This is a genomic window from Bradyrhizobium sp. AZCC 1719, from assembly GCF_036924525.1.
Taxonomy (GTDB): domain Bacteria; phylum Pseudomonadota; class Alphaproteobacteria; order Rhizobiales; family Xanthobacteraceae; genus Bradyrhizobium.
Genome location: NZ_JAZHRU010000001.1, coordinates 2,864,963 through 2,883,589, shown reverse-complemented (window position 1 = coordinate 2,883,589; position 18,627 = coordinate 2,864,963). Strand labels below are relative to the sequence as shown.

Below are 18,627 nucleotides of genomic sequence, written 5' to 3'. Positions count from 1 at the left end.
TCGGGCGCTTCCAATTTTTGGCCGCCGGCACATTCAAGCCCGCTCAGAACGATCCCACCATTGAGCCGACTGCGATCACCGCAACAAGCGCAATCACGGCGCCAATGATTCCGACAATGACGATGTCACGATAGCTCTCGCGGTGTGTCGAGCCGCAGACCGCGAGCAGCGTAACCACTGCGCCATTATGCGGCAAACTATCGAGCGTGCCCGATCCGATCACGGCCACGCGATGCAAGAGACCTGGATCGAGCCCGATCGAAGTCGCGCGTTCCAGGTAGGTCGCGCCAAGCGCGTCCAGTGCGATCGTCAGCCCGCCGGATGCCGACCCGGTCAGAGCGGCAAGCAGGTTGGTGGCCACCGCCAGCGATACCAAGGGGCCGCCGCCGATACCGAGAACCGCATCGCGTACCATTGAGAACGCAGGCATCGCCGCCACCACCGCTCCGAATCCGACCAGGCTCGCAACGCTCATCACCGGCAGCACGGCGGCATTGGCGCCCGCGTCGATGGTTGCGCGCAGATCCGGCACGCGTCGGTGCGTAACTGCGATCACTGTGACGATGGCGCAAGCGAGGGCGGTGATAACAGCCCATACGCCGCCCAGGTCGGCTAGCGAGGCGCCGCCGAACCGAGGCTCCGCCAAATAGCGCGTGTCGAGTGCGGGGAGGATGAACAGCGACATCGCAAAATTGACCGCGACAACCACGACAAGCGGCAAGGCGGCAAGTGTGATTGGCGGTGGTGTGTCGGTTTGCTTGCCATGCAAGATTTCCGCCGGATCGAACTCGCGCGCCGTGGTGGCCCGCTCCCGCAGTTTCTCGTCGCTTGCAAGACGCTCAGCCGACAGCGGTGCGCCGCCGCCAAAGCCTTCGCCGGTCCTCTTTGCCGCCCTCTCCTCCCGACCGAGCCACCACAGGCCGAAGCCAAGCATGATCAGCGACGCCAGGATGCCGAGCCCTGGTGCGGCAAACGGCGTCGTGCCGAAGAACGGCATCGGGATCGCATTCTGGATCGACGGCGTGCCGGGCAGCGCCGACATGGTGAAGGTCGAGGTGCCCAGCACGATGGCCGCAGGCATCAGTCGACGCGGAATATTTGCGGTGCGAAACAGCTCTTGCGCCATGGGCGCCAGGACGAAAAAAGCGACGAACAGGCTGACGCCCCCATAGGTGACGAGCGCGCCGGCGAGCACGACGGCCAGCATCGCCCGCTGCGGTCCCAGGCGCTGGGTGACGAAGGTCGCAATTGATGTAACGGAGCCGCTGTCTTCCATCAGCTTGCCAAACACCGCGCCAAGCAGAAACAATGGGAAGAAGCGCGCGAGAAATTCAGCAGCGCTGCCCATGAAGGTCAGGGTCCAGTGCGCAAGAAGGGGCTCGCGGGAAAACAGGACGGCAACAAGTGCGGCGATTGGCGCCAGCAGCAGCACGCTCCAGCCGCGGAACGCGAATGCGATCAAAACAGCGAGCCCGCCAAGAATGCCGGCAAGTCCGATCAGCGTCATCGGCTCAGCACTCCGCCAACAGCACATCCAGGTCGGCGGTGGAACGCCGGCCAAGATCATCGCCATGCCGTGAAAGGAACTCGTCGGCGCAGCGGCGTCCCTCCTCCTTGAGCAGCGCGATGAACCTCTTCTCTGCGTTCAGCTTCGATGAGGCGCCATACTCCGCGAGCCGATCGCTCTTGATGCTGTGCGTCCGCATCCGGGCCCAACGCGCGCCTTCGCCACTGCCGGCATCGGCAACCTGGCGCAGCAGCGCAATCATGCGCAGCTCCTTCATGAGCGGTGAATTGAAGGAAATTTCGTTGAGGCGATTAAGTATCTCGGCTGCGGAGCGCAGCTGGTCGGTCCGCTCGCGCGGATTAATTTGCACCAGGATCGTGTCTTGTCCGTCGGTCTCTCGAACCAGCGGCGTGATGGTGGGATTGCCGACATAGCCCCCATCCCAGTAAAGCTCGCCATCGATCTCGATCGCCTGGAACATCGTTGGCAGGCAGGCCGAGGCGAGCAACACGTCGGGGGTGATTTCGCCATTGCGGAAGATCCGGCCGCGGCCGGTGCGCACACTCGTTGCGGTAACGAACAGCTTCATGGGAGCTTGCTTCAGGCGATCGAAGTCGATGCTTTCTGCAAGGATGGCGCGTAGCGGATTGAGGCCGAGCGGGTTCAGATCATAGGGAGAGAGCATTCGCGACATCAGATCGAACGCGATGTAGGCGGGTGACGTGTCAAGGGTCCAGCGGCCCATGAGACGATCCAGCGGCGAGCGTTGCAATGGACTGAACGCCGACGCGCGCGACACGCGCTCCCAATAGGCGGCAAGCGCTTCCCTTGCGCTGGTGGCGCCGCCATTTGTCCATCCACAAGCCAGCACGGCGGCATTCATGGCACCGGCCGAGGTGCCGGAGATCCCCTCGATTTTCAGCCACGGCTCCTCCAGCAGGCGGTCGAGGACGCCCCAGGTGAACGCGCCGTGCGAACCGCCGCCCTGCAACGCGAGGTCGATCAGGACCGGCTCCCGCGCCGTCTCATTTGTCGTCTCTGGTGTCACGCGGCTCTCCAGGTGTAGAGCACGCCAGACAAGGCCCGGAAGAAGAACAAATCCCGCGCGTTGATTTGTAAGGCGCCGATGAGCTCGGCGATTCCGGCGATGATTGCGCGCAGTGGCGCCACACCAGTTCCAGCTCGAAGACTTTGCAGAAAATCAGAACTACTTGTCACGGCGGTCTCCAATGCGAAAACCGATCCGACTTTAGTCTGCGAAAGACACGCTAAGATAGCGAAGGTGGGGTACCGGCCACAATAGCGATTTCTGCCAAAGGGGCGCGGGTGTGCGCCGATCCAACCCTTGCCATTGACTGCCTTCGCGACCGAGCAGGCGGCGGCCTACTATGCCTCGCAGTCGTCCAACATCGTGGAGGCAACGGACTGACGTGTGTGGTTGCGATGTATCAGCCGAAAAAGCCCTTTGCGACAGCTTTCACAAACAGAGGCAAAGCTTCGACGAGCCGACCACCGAAGAGAACGCGGTCTGCCAACGAGAAAACAATGCAACAAACTGATGCGGCGACGATTGCCTTCATGGGCTCAAGGTAGCAGCGACCAGCTAATTATCGTTTAAAACTTCGCTGGCAGTCGGTCCCGTAGTTTTACGGCCGATTGGTACACCTTTGCGCATTTCAGTCCGGACCGACTGTCGGCCGCTCGCGCATCCCGTCCGGGGAATGTCCGGTTAGTGCCAGCAGGCTGCCTGCCCTATACAATTGCGGCATGACAGAAGTAGCCAGATGAGAATGCCGCAGCCGGCCGTTTTGTTCTAAGCCAGTGCTTAAGGCCCTCGCATCGGCTCAGGCGAGCTTGATGTCCCAGCGGCCCTCTTCGCGGCAGGCGATCAGTTCGTCGCGGAGCAATTCGGTGACTAGCGCAATCGCAGTCGAGCCGGGATGATCGATGGGAGAGGCAAGCGTCAGTTCGCGCATCGGCGACGGTTTTGCTATCGCCGCGGTTTCCAGCCGGCCGCCGGCTACTTCCTGGCGCACCGAGGACGGCGGCAGCAGCGTGTACCCCAGCCCTTCCTCGACAAGGCTGGTCAGCACGCGGAACGAGTCCGCTTCAAGCTTGACCTCGAGCTTCAGCTTCTTCTTCGCCGCCGCCTGCTCGATCAGCGCGCGGAGCCCGTGCGAATGACTGGGCAGCACGAGGCGCTGCTTCAGCAGCCAGCCGAGATCGACCAGCTTCTTCTCGGACAACCCGCTGCCGCGCGGCCCGACGGCGACGATGGGATCGCGGCCGAGGCTTCGCACGGAAAGATGCAGGTCGCTCGACGGCCCGTAGATCAGCGCCAGGTCCATCTCGCCGCGGTGCAGCCATTCCGTCAGATGGCCGCTGTAGCTTTCGACGATGCAGAGCGAGATGCCCGGATATTTGTCGACGGTGCGCCGCGCGAGCCGCGCCGAAATCACGCAGCTCACGGTCGGCACCAGCCCGAGCACCACGCGGCCCGACGGCGGGCCGCCGGCGGACTGGATCTCGTCGCGCACCTGGTCGATCTGCCGGACGATGCCGGCGGTGCGCGCCAGCAGCAGCCGGCCGGCGTCGGTCAGCACCATGCCGCGGCCGTTCCGCGTGAACAGCTCGGCCCGCAATTCATGCTCGAGCAGCTTGATCTGGCGGCTCAGCGCCGGCTGGGCGACCCGCAGCGTATCGGAGGCCTTGCTGAGGCTGCCGAGCTCCGCCACGCAACTGAAGGTCCTGAGCTGCCGGATATCCATTGCTTGCCAATCTTCGAAGGCAGGTTCATAGGCTATAACGATTCAGCATAGGTGCCCAGCCGTCGTTTCACAACGATCCGCACCCTTAAGCAATTGACATCAACCCGCATCCATCGCCAGAAAACCCAATGACCGCACAAGAACAACAAGACGAATTCCACGACATCCGCGACGCCGTCGCCAAGCTCTGCGCCCAGTTCCCCGGAGAATACTGGCGCAAGCTCGACCGTCAGATGGCGTATCCGAAGGAGTTCGTCGATGCGCTGACCGAGGCCGGCTACCTCTCGGTGCTGATCCCCGAGGAATATGGCGGCTCCGGGCTAAAACTGTCGGCCGCGGCCGCGATCCTGGAAGAGATCCAGCGCGCCGGCTGCAACGGCGGCGGCTGCCACGCCCAGATGTACACGATGGGAACCGTGCTGCGGCACGGCAACGACGCGCAGAAGGCGAAATACCTGCCCGGGATCGCCAGCGGCAAATTGCGGTTGCAGGCGTTCGGCGTCACCGAGCCGACCAGCGGCACCGACACCTCCTCGCTGAAGACCGTCGCCAAGCGTGACGGCGACCACTACATCGTCAACGGCCAGAAGATCTGGACCAGCCGCGCCGAACATTCCGACCTGATGATCCTGCTCGCGCGCACCACGCCGAAGGAGCAGGCGAAGAAGCGCACCGATGGTCTTTCGGTGTTCATCGTCGACATGCGCGAGGTCAAGGGCAAGGGGCTGGAGATCCGCCCGATCCGCACCATGATGAACCACGCCACGACCGAAGTGTTCTTCACGGATATGCGGGTGCCGGCCGAAAACCTGATCGGCGACGAGGGCAAGGGTTTTCGCTACATCCTCTCCGGCATGAACGCCGAGCGCATTTTGATCGCCGCCGAATGCATCGGTGACGCCAAATGGTTCATTGCAAAAGCCACCGCCTATGCCAAGGAGCGCGCCGTATTCGGCCGTCCGATTGGGCAGAACCAGGGCATTCAGTTTCCGATTGCAAAAGCCTACGCCGCGATGCGCGCGGCCGAGCTGATGGTGAAGGAAGCCACCCGCAAATATGAGGCCGGGCTCGACTGCGGCGCCGAGGCCAACATGGCCAAGATGCTGGCGGCGGATGCGTCGTGGGAAGCAGCGAACGCCTGCGTGCAGACCCATGGCGGCTTCGGCTTTGCGGAAGAATACGACGTCGAGCGCAAGTTCCGCGAAACGCGGCTCTATCAAGTCGCGCCGATCTCGACCAATCTGATCCTGTCCTACGTCGCCGAGCACGTGCTCGGCATGCCCCGCTCCTACTGAGAACGTCAGATGCTGCCATTGGAAGGATTGATCGTCGTCTCCGTCGAACAGGCGGTTGCAGCCCCGTTCTGCAGCTCGCGGCTTGCGGACGCCGGCGCGCATGTCGTCAAGGTCGAACGGCCCGAGGGCGATTTCGCCCGCGGCTATGACGCCGCCGCCAAGGGACAGAGCAGCTATTTCGTCTGGCTCAACCGCGGCAAGAATTCGCAAGTGATCGACCTCGCCACCAAGGAAGGCCGCGCTCAACTCGAGGAGCTGATCGCGAGCGCCGACGTGCTGCTGCAGAACCTCAAGCCTGGATCGATGGACAAGCTCGGCTTCTCGCTGGATCGCCTCAAGAAGGATTATCCGGCGCTGATCTGCTGCACCATCTCCGGCTATGGCGACGAGGGCCCCTATGCCGACCGCAAGGCCTACGATCTCCTGATCCAGGCCGAGAGCGGACTTGCCTCGATCACCGGCGGCCCCGAGGGCCCGTCGCGCGTCGGCATTTCCGTCGTCGATATCGCGACCGGCGCCACCGCGCATGCCGCGATCCTCGAGGCGCTGATCGCGCGGGGACGCACGGGCCGGGGCGCCGATATCCGGATCTCGATGTTCGACGTGATGGCGGACTGGATGGCGGTGCCGCTGATCAATTCGGAAGCCGGCAATCCGCCGAAGCGGATGGCGCTGGCCCATCCCTCGATCGCGCCCTATGGCGTGTTCAATTCCAGGGACGGCAAGGGCATTCTGATTTCGATCCAGAGCGAGCGCGAATGGAAGAAGCTCTGCGCGGAAGTCCTGGATCAGCCCGACCTGCCCGATGATCCGCGCTTTGCCAACATGGTCGAGCGCGTGCGTAACCGCCAGCTCACCGACAAGGTGGTCGCCGACAGTTTTGCGACGATGATGCGCCTCGATCTGCTGAAGCGCCTCGACGCCGCCGACATCGCCTTCGCCGAGGTCAACACCATGGCCGACCTCTCGGTGCATCCGCATCTGCGCCGCATCGAGGTCGACACGCCGAACGGCAAGGTGAGTTACGCCGCCCCCGCAGCGATCTTCGTCGACGAGCCCAGGCACTATGGCGCGGTGCCGGCCATCGGCGACCACGTCGAGCTTCCCAAAGCTCCCCGTATCAGGAGCCGCCAGTCATGACAGACGCTCTCAACCTCGATCATTTGCGCCAATGGATCGGCCGCAGCGCGGAAGCGTCAGACATCGTCACCGCACAACTCGTGAAGGGCCTGCGCGCAACCCTGTTCCAGGACATCGGCGACCCGAAGCCCGGCGATGCCGCGCCGTGGACCACGCATTGGTGCCTGGCGCAGCCGGTATTTCCGATGTCGCAGCTCGGCCCCGACGGCCATCCGACCCGCGGCGGCTTCCTGCCGCCGGTGCCGCTGCCGCGCCGGATGTGGGCCGGCGGCGAAATCGAATTTCTCGAGCCCTTGCGCGTCGGCGATGAATCGACGCGCACGTCGCGCATTTCAGACGTGACGATGAAGACGGGCTCGACGGGCGTGCTGTGCTTCGTTTCCGTCGAACACACCATCACGACGCCGCGCGGAGTTGCCATCCGCGAACGGCAGGACATCGTCTATCGCGACATGGGGAGCGCTGCCCCCGCTTCGCCGCCGAAAGCCCCTCCGCCACCGGTCGCACGGCATCGCGAAACCCATGTCAGCGATCCCGTGCTGCTGTTTCGCTATTCGGCGCTGACCTTCAACGGCCACCGCATTCATTACGATCGCGACTACGTCACCAAGGTCGAGGGCTATCCGGGCCTGATCTTCCACGGCCCCTTGCAGGCTGGGCTGATCATCGAATTCGCGGCAAAACTTCACGGCGACAGCGCGCCGAAGAAGTTCAGCTATCGCGGCGTGCAGCCGCTGTTCGAAGGCGGCGAGTTCTCCATCAACGCCAACGAAACCAGCGCCGGCATGGAGCTGTGGATCGCGAACGCGGAGGGACAGCCGACGATGAAGGGCACGGCTGTGTGGTGATAATTCACCGTCATTCCGGGCTGGTGCGCTAGCACCAGACCCGGAATCTCGAGATTCCGGGTTCGATGCTTCGCATCGCCCCGGAATGACGGAGTAAGCAGTTAGCTCTCGGAGTCGCGTGATGTCGTTCCGTAAACCAGCCAAACCCGCCACTGCTGCCGTCACCGTCAAGGATGCCACCTTCGGCCTGCTGCGCGCGTTCGGCATCAAGCGCGTGTTCGGCAATCCCGGCTCCACCGAACTGCCCTTCCTCAGCGACTGGCCAGACGACATCGACTACGTGCTCGGCCTGCAGGAGGCCTCCGTCGTCGGCATGGCCGATGGTTATGCGCAGGCGACCCGCAATGCCGGCTTCGTCAATCTGCATTCCGGCGCCGGCGTCGGCAATGCGCTCGGCAATATCTACACCGCCCATCGCAACCAGACGCCGCTCGTCATCACCGCCGGCCAGCAGGCGCGCTCGATCCTGCCGCTGCAGGCTTTCCTCTATGCCGAGCGCGCCTCGGAATTTCCGCGCCCCTACGTCAAATACAGCGTCGAGCCGGCGCGCGCCGAAGATGTGCCGGCCGCGATCGCGCGCGCCTATTACGTCGCGATGCAACCGCCCTGCGGACCGACCTTCGTTTCGATCCCGATCGACGACTGGACACGCCCGACCCAACCGGTCGAGGCCCGCCACGTCAGCCGCGAGCTCGGGCCCGATCCGCAAGCGATGAGAGCGCTGGCCACAGCGCTCGCAGCCAGCAAGCGCCCTGCCCTCGTGGTCGGCCCCGCCGTCGACCGCGCCGAAGCCGTCGATCTCATGGTGAAGGTCGCGGAGAAGGCGAAGGCTGCCGTCTGGGTCAGCCCGTTCTCGGCGCGCTGCTCCTTTCCGGAACGTCATCCGCAGTTCGCCGGCTTCCTGCACGCCTCGCCGGGACAGCTATCGGACGCGCTGCGCGAGCATGACCTCGTGGTCGTGATCGGCGCGCCGGTGTTCACCTTCCATGTCGAGGGCCATGCCCCGATCTTCGATGGCGCCACCACGATCGTCCAGATCACCGACGATCCGGATGCCGCCGCGGTCACGCCGGCGGGCGCCAGCATCGTCGCGACCATGAAGCCGGCGCTTTCGATGTTGCTCGACCTGCTGCCCGAAACTGCGCGCGCGATGCCGGCGGGCCGCGTGTTGCCGCCGGCGCCAGCGGCGGCCGACCCGCTTCCGGTGGAATTCCTGCTGTATCAGCTCTCGCAAGCCATGCCCGACAATGCAGCACTGGTGGAGGAAGCGCCCTCGCACCGCCCGGCGATGCAAAAGTTCATGCCGATGCGCGGCCAGGACAGTTTTTACACCATGGCGAGCGGCGGCCTCGGCTACAGCCTGCCTGCCGCGGTCGGCATCGCGCTCGGACGCCCCGGCGTCCGTACCGTCTGCCTGATCGGCGACGGCTCGGCGATGTATTCGATCCAGGCGTTGTGGACCGCGGCGCAGCGCAGGTTGCCGCTCACCGTCGTGGTCATCAACAACGCCGGCTACGGCGCGATGCGCTCGTTCAGCCAGGTCATGCAGGTGCGCAATGTGCCGGGGCTCGAGCTGCCCGGCATCGATTTCGTGAAACTCGCGGAAGGCATGGGCTGCCACGCCGTGCGAGTGACGAAATCATCCGAACTCGCGGGCGCGCTCAGCTACGGCCTCTCGCATGCCGGCCCCAGCCTGATCGAAGTGATGGTCGATTCCGCCGTTCCCCTGCTCTACGCGCAGAAGCGGTGAGGCAAGGCTGGGCTCCCTCTCCCGCTTGCGGGGGAGGGTCGGGGTGGGGGTGTCTCCGCGAGTCAAACTGTTCGTGTGGAGAGAGCCCCCACCCGCATCGCATCTTTCGATGCGATGCGACCTCCCCCGCAAGCGGGAGAGGTGAAGCAAACGCTCGCTGAGCCTCTCTAGCCTGGCATACCAGCTCATCCCCTCATAAGGCTCGACAATTCGCCCGCGAGTTCCACACGCGACGTTTACTTGACGTTGTTCTACGTTCGCACGAGGGTTCGGCATGGGGCAACCATGGAGTGAACGCCATGAAACAACCAAGCCTCAGAAAAGCTGCCCTCGCGGTCTCCGTCTTCACATGCGCGACCATGCTCTCGTTTGATTGGAGCGAGCAAAGGGGCGCTTCGCTATCGATCGAGCGCGCGCAGGCACAGACAGTTGATCCGTTGACCCCGGCGCCGGGCGTTACCCGGCGGCAGGCGCGGCGGGCCGCGGCCGGCGCGGCTGCCGTGGGCGCCGGCGCTGCTGCAGCCGGAGCGACTGCCGCCTATTACGGTAGCGGCGGCCCCTATGCCTACTACGGCGGTAACGATTCCTATGCCTACCAAGGCGGCGGCAGTCCCTACGGCTATTACGGTGGGCCGGGCGTATGGAGCCAGGACTACGCGGCGCGCAACGGCATAATCTGCCAGCCCGGAACAATGGTCCGCCTGGAGGACGGCCGGATGCACAGGTGCCAGTAGCAGAGGAGTAATGCGAAATTCTCTCCTCCGTCATTGCGAGGAGCAACGCGACGAAGCAATCCATGCCTCCGCGTGTTGAGCCATGGATTGCTTCGCTTCGCTCGCAATGACGGGGAAGAGGTCCGTGTGCCCCTCAGCTCATTTCCCGTAAGCTTCCCGCATCTTCGCCTGGATCTTCGCCATGCCCGCGATCCAGCGGTCGTAGTTTTCGGTCTTCTTGCGCATGTAGCCGAGCACCTGCGGGTGCGGCAGGATCACGAAGGTTTCCTCTTCCAGTCCTTTCAACACGTCCTGCGCTACCTGCTCCGGCGAGAGATCGCCGTCGCCGGATTGCGGGCCCTTCGGAATCGAGCGCAGCATGTTGGTGTCGACGCCCTGCGGGCACAGGATCGAAACCTTGATGTTGTCGGCCTTGTGCGAGATCGCGAGATTCTCGGCAAAGCCGACGGCGGCATGCTTGGTGGTCGAATAGGCCGGGCTGCCGACCTGCGACAATAGTCCCGCCGCCGAGATCGTGTTGAGGAAATAGCCGCCGCCGCGCGCTTTCATGCGCGGAATCAAATGGCGCGCCGCATAGACATGGGCCATCACATGAACGGCCCAGCTTCGCTGCCACGGCTCATCCGAGTTTCCGCCGGCGTTCACCGACAAGGGATCGAAACCGCCGCCGATGCCGGCATTGGAGCAGAACAGCGCAATCGGGCCGAATTGATGCTCGGTCTCCTCGATGACGTGATGAACGTCCTTCTCTTTTCCGACATCGCATTTGAAGGCCGCCCCACCGATCGGAGTGGCGACAGCTCGCGCGCCATCGGGATCGATATCGGCGACAACGACCTTGGCGGCGCCTGCACGATGAAAGGCCTCGCACATCGCCTTCCCGATGCCGTTGCCGCCGCCGGTGACAACCACGACTTTGCCCGTCACCTGCATGGCCGCTCTCCCGTTTATGATGATCCTACGTCAGGATCATCATATCGAGAATAGCCGTATAATGGCAGGCCGCGCCGAGCAAGACGAAGCCGTGCCAGATCGCGTTCTGGAAGCGCAACCGCTGCCAGGAATGGAAGATCACCCCAAGGCTATAGAGCACGCCGCCCGCCACCAAAAAGCCCAGCGCCAGCGGCGGCACCGCCTTCACCACGGCGTCGTAAAGCGTGACGCCGCTCCAGCCCAAGGCGAGATAAAGGCCGACCGCCAAACGATCGTATCGCCCCGGCAGCGCCAGCTTCAACACCACACCGGCGATCGCGATGCACCACACGCCGGTCAGCAGCGCGATCGCGAGATAGCTGTCCCTCAGCTCCACGATGAACGGGGTATAGGTCGCGGCGATCAAGAGATAGATCGCCGAATGATCGAAGCGGCGCAGCACCCATTTGGCGTGCGACACCGGCCAGAGATTATAGACCGCCGACAATGTCAGCATCGCGAGCAGGCCTGTGACGTAGACGGACACCACGGTAATCTCGAACGCACCGGCATATACCGCCGTCAGCACGATCAGGGCGGTGGCGGCGATGAGCCCGAAACAGACGCCGACGATATGCACGACGCCATCGGCGATCAGCTCGGCGCGGTCGTAATTCCAGTGCATGGCGCCAGCCGCTGCATGGATGGATGTCGAGGCGATTTGTTTCAGTCTGAAGATGGTCATGCAGGTCCGCAGAAAGTGGTGAGGGAGCGATTAGGATATATGGGTCTTCCGAGGTCAACGAACCGTTCACGCCGCCGGCTCCAATGCCGTCGCCATGCGGTTCGCGAAGGATGCCAGTATCCCGTCGCCGTGGCATTTTCGTGCAGCCGGTAACCGCCGGATATCCCGAGGGGATTCCCTCGTCAGGCGATCACAAGCGCTTGATTTCGGCCCGCCAATCGCCACTTCTCCGGTAATTGCACACCAACGCCTCTCTCGAGCTTTCCGCCCCGCATGGCCCCCAGTTTTTCAGATATCGTCGAGGAAGCGCGCCTGTCGGCGCGAGCGCTGCTGGACTACGGCGACAGCTTTTTCAATCCCACCGTGCGGCTCGGCGTCACCGGCCTGTCGCGCGCCGGCAAGACCGTGTTCATCACGGCGCTGATCCACGGCCTGACCCGCGGCGGCCGGTTTCCGGTGTTCGAACCCTACGCCTCGGGCCGGATCGCGGCCGCCCGGCTCGAGCCGCAGCCGGACGACGCGGTGCCGCGCTTCGATTATGAAAACCATGTCCGCACCCTGATCGAGCAACGGCGTTGGCCGAACTCGACCACTGACATCTCTGAATTGCGCCTCGTCATCGATTACCAGCGGCAGAATGGCGCGGACCGCACGCTCACCATCGACATCGTCGATTACCCCGGCGAATGGCTGCTCGACCTGCCGCTGCTCAACAGGAGTTTCGAGCAATGGTCGGCCGAGAGTCTTGCGCTGTCGCGCGAAGGCCCGCGCGCAACGCTCGCCGCGCCCTGGCACGAGCATCTGAAGACGCTTCATCCGGAGAGCCGCGAGAACGAGCAGGCGACGCTCGCCGCGGCAAAACTGTTCACCGATTATCTGCGCGCCTGCCGCGACGAACGTTTTGCCATGAGCCTGCTGCCGCCCGGGCGTTTCCTGATGCCGGGCAACCTCGCAGGCTCGCCGGCGCTGACCTTCGCCCCGCTCGACGTGCCCATTGATGGCGCCGCGCCCGACGGTTCGCTGTGGGCGATGATGCGGCGGCGCTATGAGGCCTATAAGGACGTCGTGGTGCGTCCGTTCTTCCGCGATCATTTTGCGCGGCTCGACCGCCAGATCGTGCTGGTCGATGCGCTCGCGGCCTTCAATGCCGGGCCCGAGGCGCTGCACGACCTTGAAGCCGCGCTTGCCGGCATTCTCGATTGTTTTCGGATCGGCCGCAGCACCATCCTGAGCAGCCTTTTTCGTCCGCGGATCGACCGGATTCTGTTTGCCGCCACCAAGGCCGATCACCTGCACCATTCCAGCCACGACCGGCTCGAAGCCGTGCTACGGAGAGCCGCCGCCAAGGCGGCCGACCGTGCCGAATATGCCGGCGCTGCGATTGATGTGGTCGCGCTCGCCGCGGTACGCGCCACACGCGAGGCGATGGTTGCGCGCGGCCGGGAGAAGCTGCCGTCGATCCTCGGCACGCCCGCGCCGGGCGAGACCGCCAATGGTGAAGCCTTCGATGGCGAGACCGAAGTGGCGACTTTTCCGGGTGATCTCCCCGCCGATCCCGAAGAGCTGTTCAAGGGCGGCTTTCGCGGCCTTTCCAGCCTGCCGTCCGACAGCGCCGATTTCCGCTTCCTGCGCTTCCGGCCGCCGCTGCTGGAGCGCACCGGCAAGGACGAGCCCGCGCTGCCTCACATCCGCCTCGACCGCGCCCTTCAGTTCCTGATTGGAGACCGACTGCAATGAGCGAGAAAACGCCGCATCGGCGGCCGGCGACGTTCAAGCTCGGCGACCCCGGCGTCATCGTGATAGACCCGGAGGAGACCGGCCGCCCTGCCCGCGGCACGGTGCAGATCACGCCGGAGGCGGATCCCGCGCTGCTGCCCGTTCCGCTCGATGCACCGAGGGTCCCGCTACGCCGCGGCTTTCGCTGGGGCGCGCTGTTCTGGTCGGCGGTCGGCGGGCTGGTGCTGCTCGGCACAGGGCTCGGCGTCGTCAATTTGATCGAGGACCTGTTCGCGCGCAGCCAGACATTCGGCTATGTCGCGCTGGCATTTGCGGTGGCAGCCGGACTGGCGCTGACCGTCGTCATCGGGCGCGAAGCGTTCGGGCTGGCGCGGCTGGCGGCGATCGAAAAGCTGCACCAGCGCGCCGCTGAAGTGCTGCGCAGCGACGACCGCGCCGAGAGCCGCGCCGTCGTCAACGAACTCCTCAAGCTCGCGCATCAAAACCCCCAACTCGCGCGCGCCCGCGCCACGCTGAAAGGCCATGCCCACGACATCATCGATGGCGCCGACATGATCAAGCTCGCCGAGCGTGAACTGATGGCGCCGCTCGATGAAGAGGCGCGCCGGCTGGTTTCAACGGCCGCGCAGCGCGTCTCGGTCGTGACCGCGGTAAGCCCACGCGCGCTGATCGACGTGCTGTTCGTTTTCGTCGCCGCGATGCGCTTGATCCGTCAACTGGCGCGGCTCTATGGCGGCCGTCCGGGCACGCTCGGCATGATCAGCCTGTTGCGCCAAATCATCGGCCATCTCGCCATCACCGGCGGCATGGCCGTCGGCGACAGCCTGGTGCAGCAGATGCTCGGCCACGGCATCGCGGCAAAACTCTCGCAACGGCTCGGCGAAGGCGTGCTCAACGGCCTGCTCACCGCAAGGCTCGGCCTCGCCGCCATCGACGTGACGCGCCCCTTGCCGTTCACGGCACTGCCGCGGCCGGCGCTCGGTGATCTCGCGAAGGATTTGCTGAGCAAGCGGGACGATGAGGCGTGAGCTCGTAGGGTGGGCAAAGGCGCGATAGCGCCGTGCCCACCATCGATCGTCGAGTACGCTTCGTGATGGTGGGCACGCTTGCGCTTTGCCCGCCCTACGAACTATCGAGCGGCGCAATTTTCGGAATTGGTTTGGTCGTGCGTCTTTTCCTTGACGCTATTTTCTTTGCTCCCACTGGATGAATTTCTCAAGCAGAGCTTCGGATTTTTCGGGCGCCTTAGCCGTTCCAGCGGAGGCGGGTTCGGAAACAATACGTTCCGGGCTATTGCTTTCTTGTGATTGTTGAAACTGCATGAATCCGTGCAGCAGCTCTTGGGAGTCCTTGGGTGTCGTTTGAGCCGGTGTGGCCAATGCGGGAGTGGAAATGGAAACAGCGAGCTCCGATGGATCGCGCTCTGACTTTGGAACTACGTTAACAAAGATGAGCGCCACGACCACAGCGACACCGATTGCTGCGGCAACTCCACCCGCAATGGCAAACAGCGCGCGTCGTGGACGGCGTTCCTGAACGAACTGCAACTCCAGCGGATGCCGGTTGGATTTGGCGAAGGCTTCCTCGCGCATCTCATCAAAACGAGACCGAGAGGAAGTGGGAGGCAAATGTTCCGATCTCGTCTGTGTCGCGTTAGATCGATGGGCCGCTTCACTGCGCACCGCGCGCGGCGCGTAGTACAGAGGATCGTCTGGACTAGGGGCCGGGGAATGTTCGTCCGAACGGATGAAACTCATTTGCACTGCTCCTCACGACGCCAAAATGCTACTCCGGTGCTTTGGTATGGGCGAGATTGTCGCCGCGAAATCCTAGCGAGTCAGTTGCGTTGAGTCATCTCTAAATCACTATCGTTCTCCCAACGCCACAAGACGGTCAGGTGAAGGTTTCCCGTCGGCTTTCCAGGCCCTGGGCTTCCGCCCATGCCGGCATGCATTACCGTTCCGGATTTGGTACCTATCGGACATGGCTTGTTAGCTTAGCGAGTCCGTACTTAGGGGCAAAGCAGGCCATATTGCTGCGCGCGTCGATGCCCGAAAGTGACCCGAGGCAGAACATTCAACCTCTAAGGGGCCTGATACTTGTATCCAGCATCCACCGATGAATCGCCGTCATAGCCCTCCGAGATCTTGTACATCTCACAGTTAATCCCACTGGTCCGCTTTAAAAAGTTGAAGGCAACGCACAAGAGTTCCTCATTGCAGGTCTTCTTGCAGGCGTCGAAACTATCCACTCTCAAGGTTCTGTTAGGCGCGCCATGCATTCGCTTGTTGCGCAAGGTATCGATCTGACTTTCCTTTTGTGAGACCCTCGGAATTTCGCCGGGTTTCTTCACCGCAATCATCGAACGTGGATCCAAGATTGAGCCGGAGAACGCACTTTTCGGGTAGCAACTCCGATTCCAACGATCGTATGCAAACGCCACACATCTCGGGTTGCTGGTGCATTGTTTCGCACACTCAACTATGTCCACTCTGTGCAAGCCTATGCTCCCGTCGGGTAGCTTAATGTCCTGTTGCCAGATGTCTCTGTTGTCGCGCGTGCTATACAGAGCATTCCAAGACGAAGTTGGTGTCGGAGTTGGTGTAGGAGTTGCAGTTGGTGTCGGAGTTGCAGTTGCAGTTGCAGTTGGTGTCGGAGTTGGGCCTGAGTAAGAAGTGAGTCCCCATGGATAACCCCATTCCCGAAATGCTCGCGCAATGGCTTCGATGGACGTCGCTATTCCAATAACGGCGTCAACGTCGTCGACTATCATACCCAAAATGCCGGAGTTGCCGATCAAGGGCCCCCCCGATGTTCCGGGTCGAATGGCAAGACCTTCGAAACGGATTTCCCTATCAGATTGGATACTGCTGATCGCGCCGGGCCTTACAGGAACGTACCAATCGCCCTGAAGGCCCACGAACCAGACGTCGTCAGGCCGAGCGGCACCAGTACGGGCGAGGACATCGCGCCGCCAAGGAGGAAGGCCGGGTGGAGGTGGGAGTCGAATTACCGCCACATCACCTGAGGATTTTATAAGGCGCGTATCCAAAACGTCTCCTGGATACTCCTTTCCTCGATCGAAGTAGAAAGTTATCCCCGGCGCCCCGGCAAGCCCATTGCTGTCGCGAACCACGTGGTCGGCGGTCACAATGTAAAGCTGTCCACCTCTGTCGCCGACCAAGAATCCGAAACCGTCTTTCGACCCACCATTGGGCCATCGCGCGATGACACGAACAACATTGTTTCGCAAATCGGACGCAAGCGCACCTCCGGTGGCCTGTGCTAGTGCTTCCGAGACACTTGGTCCGACAAGCATAAGCGCAAGCAGCAGCGACAATTTCACCTGAAGATTAGCGTGCGCGCGCTCCAAAGAAGACCCCACAGGAAACTGGCCACGGCCCAGAAAAAGCCGAGCCTTTGTTGATCGTACATATACTCGAGCAGCGACGGTTTAAGCTCTCGTTCAAATCCAGGCGGTCCAATAGTGGCGCTTCGGACTCTGCCCTCGAACACGAGACGAACGCCGTCGCCGCCAATAGTAAGTGCGGAGATTACACCCTTGACACCTTCCAGTCGAAGTCGGCTTCCCGCCTCTAGCGGAAGAGGTTTTTCGCCGGTGCTTAACATGGTTAGGTTGCCCTTGATAATCCCCGATTGGAACGAGGTTTCGGAAGCGGCTTTCTCTCGCGCGAAAGAGATCTTTTCTACCGCCAAGTTTTCAAGGGTTAGTGAACCTCGTGGCGTCACACGGAGAATCGCAGGAGCTTGTGAGGCGTTATGGAAGAAGGTAATCGTCCCAGGTATATCGAAGCGAGTTTCCGAAAGCTTTTCACCCTTTTCGGGTGATTGGCCGGCCTGAATCTTTGGTGTGCCGTATACTTGCAATTGCCCGAGCAACGGGGAATTCCAGGAGTTAATGTTCAGGGTCTGCAACTCCGCCTTCTTCACCAGAAATTCCCCTTGAGCCTGAATTTCAAGGCTCCTCAACGCGAAATCGCCATTGCTTCCCTCAAACCAGGATCTCCCGGCAAGCATATTCTCGTCGGCCAACTCGGGGGGAATTTCGATACGTGACATGTCCTCCAGACGCAGCAAACCACCACTAAGGTCCCAATTGCCGTTCCAGCTTGTCTGCTTGGCTAGTCTTATTGTGACGCTCTCACTCGTGACATCCAATTGCAAATGGCTCGTTGGCAATCGAGTCGTCCAGAGCACACAAGCAACGATCAGACATATCGCTCCCACTGCGCAAGCTGCGTAGATCGTTACCTTGTTTGATTGCGGAATGAATTTTAAGAGCTTTTCGACTTGCTCGATCCGTTTCAGCTCCTCGTCTACGGGGGCGTTCAGCAGCAGTTTTTTGGCTGCCGCCGCACTTTCGGCGGCACGAAGGGCTTCCAATTTGCTCCAAAGGTGTTGGCGGCCGGTCATGGCACAATTATTCGAAATGGTTCTGTTTGCAGCCTACCTTGATTTGCGTACTTCACCGCGATTTCGACGACTAGTGAACCGCTCGGTTGTTCTGAAAGATCAAGTGAGATTGGTTGGCCGGCCCGTATTATCGTCGGTTGCGGGCCACCAACCGTGATCCAATCTCTTATTTTCTTCTGACCGCTCTCTTGCCGGCTCCGCCATTTTAAGAGCTCGATGTCAAGGGAGGACCGTAGAATCATCACGGGCGGACGGCTCGCGGGCGTTGCGACATTTTCGGGAACGACCGAAACCGGCACATAGTATTTTCCGAGGTCTCGATTGATCCAAGCAACAACGCCGATGGCATTTGACGGCAGGTTTGCGGGAGCCAGAACGGCATTGATCGGCCACCTGAACGTTCCCCCGGATGCTACGGCCGCATCCATCCGGTAATATGTGCCAGGGCGGAGCGCTCTCGCTGTCAGGAAGACCTGAGAACCGCCAAACTGGCTCAGACTTGGTGTCGAAACAATGAGAGTCCTATCCGACGCAAGATCGTAATTGATCGTTCCCTTTACCAATGAAAGGAATTCGAGACTGCCAGAAACTTGCTGCTGATAGAAACCCTCGCATCTGTCGGCATTCAGCCGCCGTTGATAACCTATAGAGCCAACAATTGGGGTGACGTCGCTACAAGAAAGCTGAGCCGCCGCTGGCTGCAAAGGATCAAAAAACCAAAATATGACCAGCAAAACCCGGAGACACCGCATGGGCC

General features: G+C 62.2%; 17 protein-coding genes and 1 pseudogene. 7 read left to right on the top strand and 11 right to left on the bottom strand.

The window, feature by feature from the left end:
* Nucleotides 1–43: 43 nt before the first annotated feature.
* The 4 genes from V1292_RS13665 to V1292_RS13650 all read right to left on the bottom strand — a co-directional run bounded on the left by V1292_RS13665 (nucleotide 44) and on the right by V1292_RS13650 (nucleotide 4,275).
* On the bottom strand, nucleotides 44–1,498 hold the full coding sequence (locus tag V1292_RS13665; protein WP_334377039.1) for a GntP family permease: 1,455 nt from the start codon (nucleotides 1,496–1,498) through the stop codon (nucleotides 44–46).
* Nucleotides 1,499–1,511: 13 nt separating this feature from the next.
* Complete coding sequence (locus tag V1292_RS13660) at nucleotides 1,512–2,555, bottom strand: patatin-like phospholipase family protein (RefSeq protein WP_334373166.1); 1,044 nt, start codon at nucleotides 2,553–2,555, stop codon at nucleotides 1,512–1,514.
* On the bottom strand, nucleotides 2,552–2,725 hold the full coding sequence (locus V1292_RS13655) for a hypothetical protein (protein ID WP_334373165.1): 174 nt from the start codon (nucleotides 2,723–2,725) through the stop codon (nucleotides 2,552–2,554). The genes V1292_RS13660 and V1292_RS13655 overlap by 4 nt, the downstream gene beginning before the upstream one ends.
* 626 nt (nucleotides 2,726–3,351) lie before the next feature.
* Entirely contained in the window at nucleotides 3,352–4,275 is a 924-nt protein-coding gene (locus tag V1292_RS13650; protein WP_334373163.1) for a LysR substrate-binding domain-containing protein, read from the bottom strand.
* Nucleotides 4,276–4,403: 128 nt separating this feature from the next.
* Between V1292_RS13650 and V1292_RS13645 the strand changes: the two genes are divergently transcribed.
* The 5 genes from V1292_RS13645 to V1292_RS13625 all read left to right on the top strand — a co-directional run bounded on the left by V1292_RS13645 (nucleotide 4,404) and on the right by V1292_RS13625 (nucleotide 10,042).
* The gene (locus V1292_RS13645; RefSeq protein ID WP_334373161.1) at nucleotides 4,404–5,570 is read left to right on the top strand and encodes an acyl-CoA dehydrogenase family protein; all 1,167 of its coding nucleotides are present in this window, start codon (nucleotides 4,404–4,406) and stop codon (nucleotides 5,568–5,570) included.
* 9 nt (nucleotides 5,571–5,579) lie between these two features.
* The gene (locus V1292_RS13640) at nucleotides 5,580–6,710 is read left to right on the top strand and encodes a CaiB/BaiF CoA transferase family protein (RefSeq protein WP_334373159.1); all 1,131 of its coding nucleotides are present in this window, start codon (nucleotides 5,580–5,582) and stop codon (nucleotides 6,708–6,710) included.
* On the top strand, nucleotides 6,707–7,558 hold the full coding sequence (locus V1292_RS13635) for an FAS1-like dehydratase domain-containing protein (protein WP_334373157.1): 852 nt from the start codon (nucleotides 6,707–6,709) through the stop codon (nucleotides 7,556–7,558). The genes V1292_RS13640 and V1292_RS13635 overlap by 4 nt, the downstream gene beginning before the upstream one ends.
* 121 nt (nucleotides 7,559–7,679) lie before the next feature.
* Nucleotides 7,680–9,308, top strand: coding sequence for a benzoylformate decarboxylase (mdlC, locus tag V1292_RS13630; RefSeq protein WP_334373156.1), 1,629 nt, complete (start codon nucleotides 7,680–7,682; stop codon nucleotides 9,306–9,308).
* 299 nt (nucleotides 9,309–9,607) lie between these two features.
* Nucleotides 9,608–10,042: a hypothetical protein gene (locus V1292_RS13625; RefSeq protein WP_334373155.1), complete on the top strand. Its 435-nt coding sequence runs from the start codon at nucleotides 9,608–9,610 to the stop codon at nucleotides 10,040–10,042.
* A gap of 138 nt (nucleotides 10,043–10,180) precedes the next feature.
* Here the strand turns inward: V1292_RS13625 and V1292_RS13620 are convergent, their stop codons facing one another.
* On the bottom strand, nucleotides 10,181–10,975 hold the full coding sequence (locus V1292_RS13620; RefSeq protein ID WP_334373154.1) for an SDR family oxidoreductase: 795 nt from the start codon (nucleotides 10,973–10,975) through the stop codon (nucleotides 10,181–10,183).
* Nucleotides 10,976–11,000: 25 nt separating this feature from the next.
* Nucleotides 11,001–11,699, bottom strand: a complete 699-nt coding sequence (trhA, locus tag V1292_RS13615; protein WP_334373152.1) for a PAQR family membrane homeostasis protein TrhA — start codon at nucleotides 11,697–11,699, stop codon at nucleotides 11,001–11,003.
* A gap of 273 nt (nucleotides 11,700–11,972) precedes the next feature.
* Here trhA and V1292_RS13610 point away from each other — a divergent pair, with 273 nt between their 5' ends.
* Nucleotides 11,973–13,436 carry a YcjX family protein gene (locus V1292_RS13610; RefSeq protein WP_334373150.1) on the top strand — a complete coding sequence of 488 codons (1,464 nt, stop codon included), beginning with the start codon at nucleotides 11,973–11,975 and terminating at the stop codon, nucleotides 13,434–13,436.
* Complete coding sequence (locus V1292_RS13605) at nucleotides 13,433–14,464, top strand: YcjF family protein (protein ID WP_334373149.1); 1,032 nt, start codon at nucleotides 13,433–13,435, stop codon at nucleotides 14,462–14,464. Before V1292_RS13610 ends, V1292_RS13605 begins: the two co-directional genes overlap by 4 nt.
* A 156-nt stretch (nucleotides 14,465–14,620) precedes the next feature.
* Here the strand turns inward: V1292_RS13605 and V1292_RS13600 are convergent, their stop codons facing one another.
* From V1292_RS13600 to V1292_RS13585, 5 genes and pseudogenes are all read right to left on the bottom strand, one after another.
* A complete protein-coding gene (locus tag V1292_RS13600; RefSeq protein WP_334373148.1) occupies nucleotides 14,621–15,193 on the bottom strand; it encodes a hypothetical protein in 573 nt (190 codons plus the stop codon).
* Between the two features lie 326 nt (nucleotides 15,194–15,519).
* Complete coding sequence (locus tag V1292_RS13595; protein ID WP_334373146.1) at nucleotides 15,520–15,798, bottom strand: PAN domain-containing protein; 279 nt, start codon at nucleotides 15,796–15,798, stop codon at nucleotides 15,520–15,522.
* A 30-nt stretch (nucleotides 15,799–15,828) separates the two neighbouring features.
* A pseudogene (locus V1292_RS33855) lies at nucleotides 15,829–16,755 on the bottom strand (trypsin-like peptidase domain-containing protein); the annotation flags it as partial.
* A 23-nt stretch (nucleotides 16,756–16,778) separates the two neighbouring features.
* The gene (locus V1292_RS13590) at nucleotides 16,779–17,870 is read right to left on the bottom strand and encodes a hypothetical protein (protein WP_334373144.1); all 1,092 of its coding nucleotides are present in this window, start codon (nucleotides 17,868–17,870) and stop codon (nucleotides 16,779–16,781) included.
* Nucleotides 17,867–18,622, bottom strand: a complete 756-nt coding sequence (locus V1292_RS13585) for a hypothetical protein (RefSeq protein ID WP_334373142.1) — start codon at nucleotides 18,620–18,622, stop codon at nucleotides 17,867–17,869. Before V1292_RS13585 ends, V1292_RS13590 begins: the two co-directional genes overlap by 4 nt.
* Nucleotides 18,623–18,627: the final 5 nt, after the last annotated feature.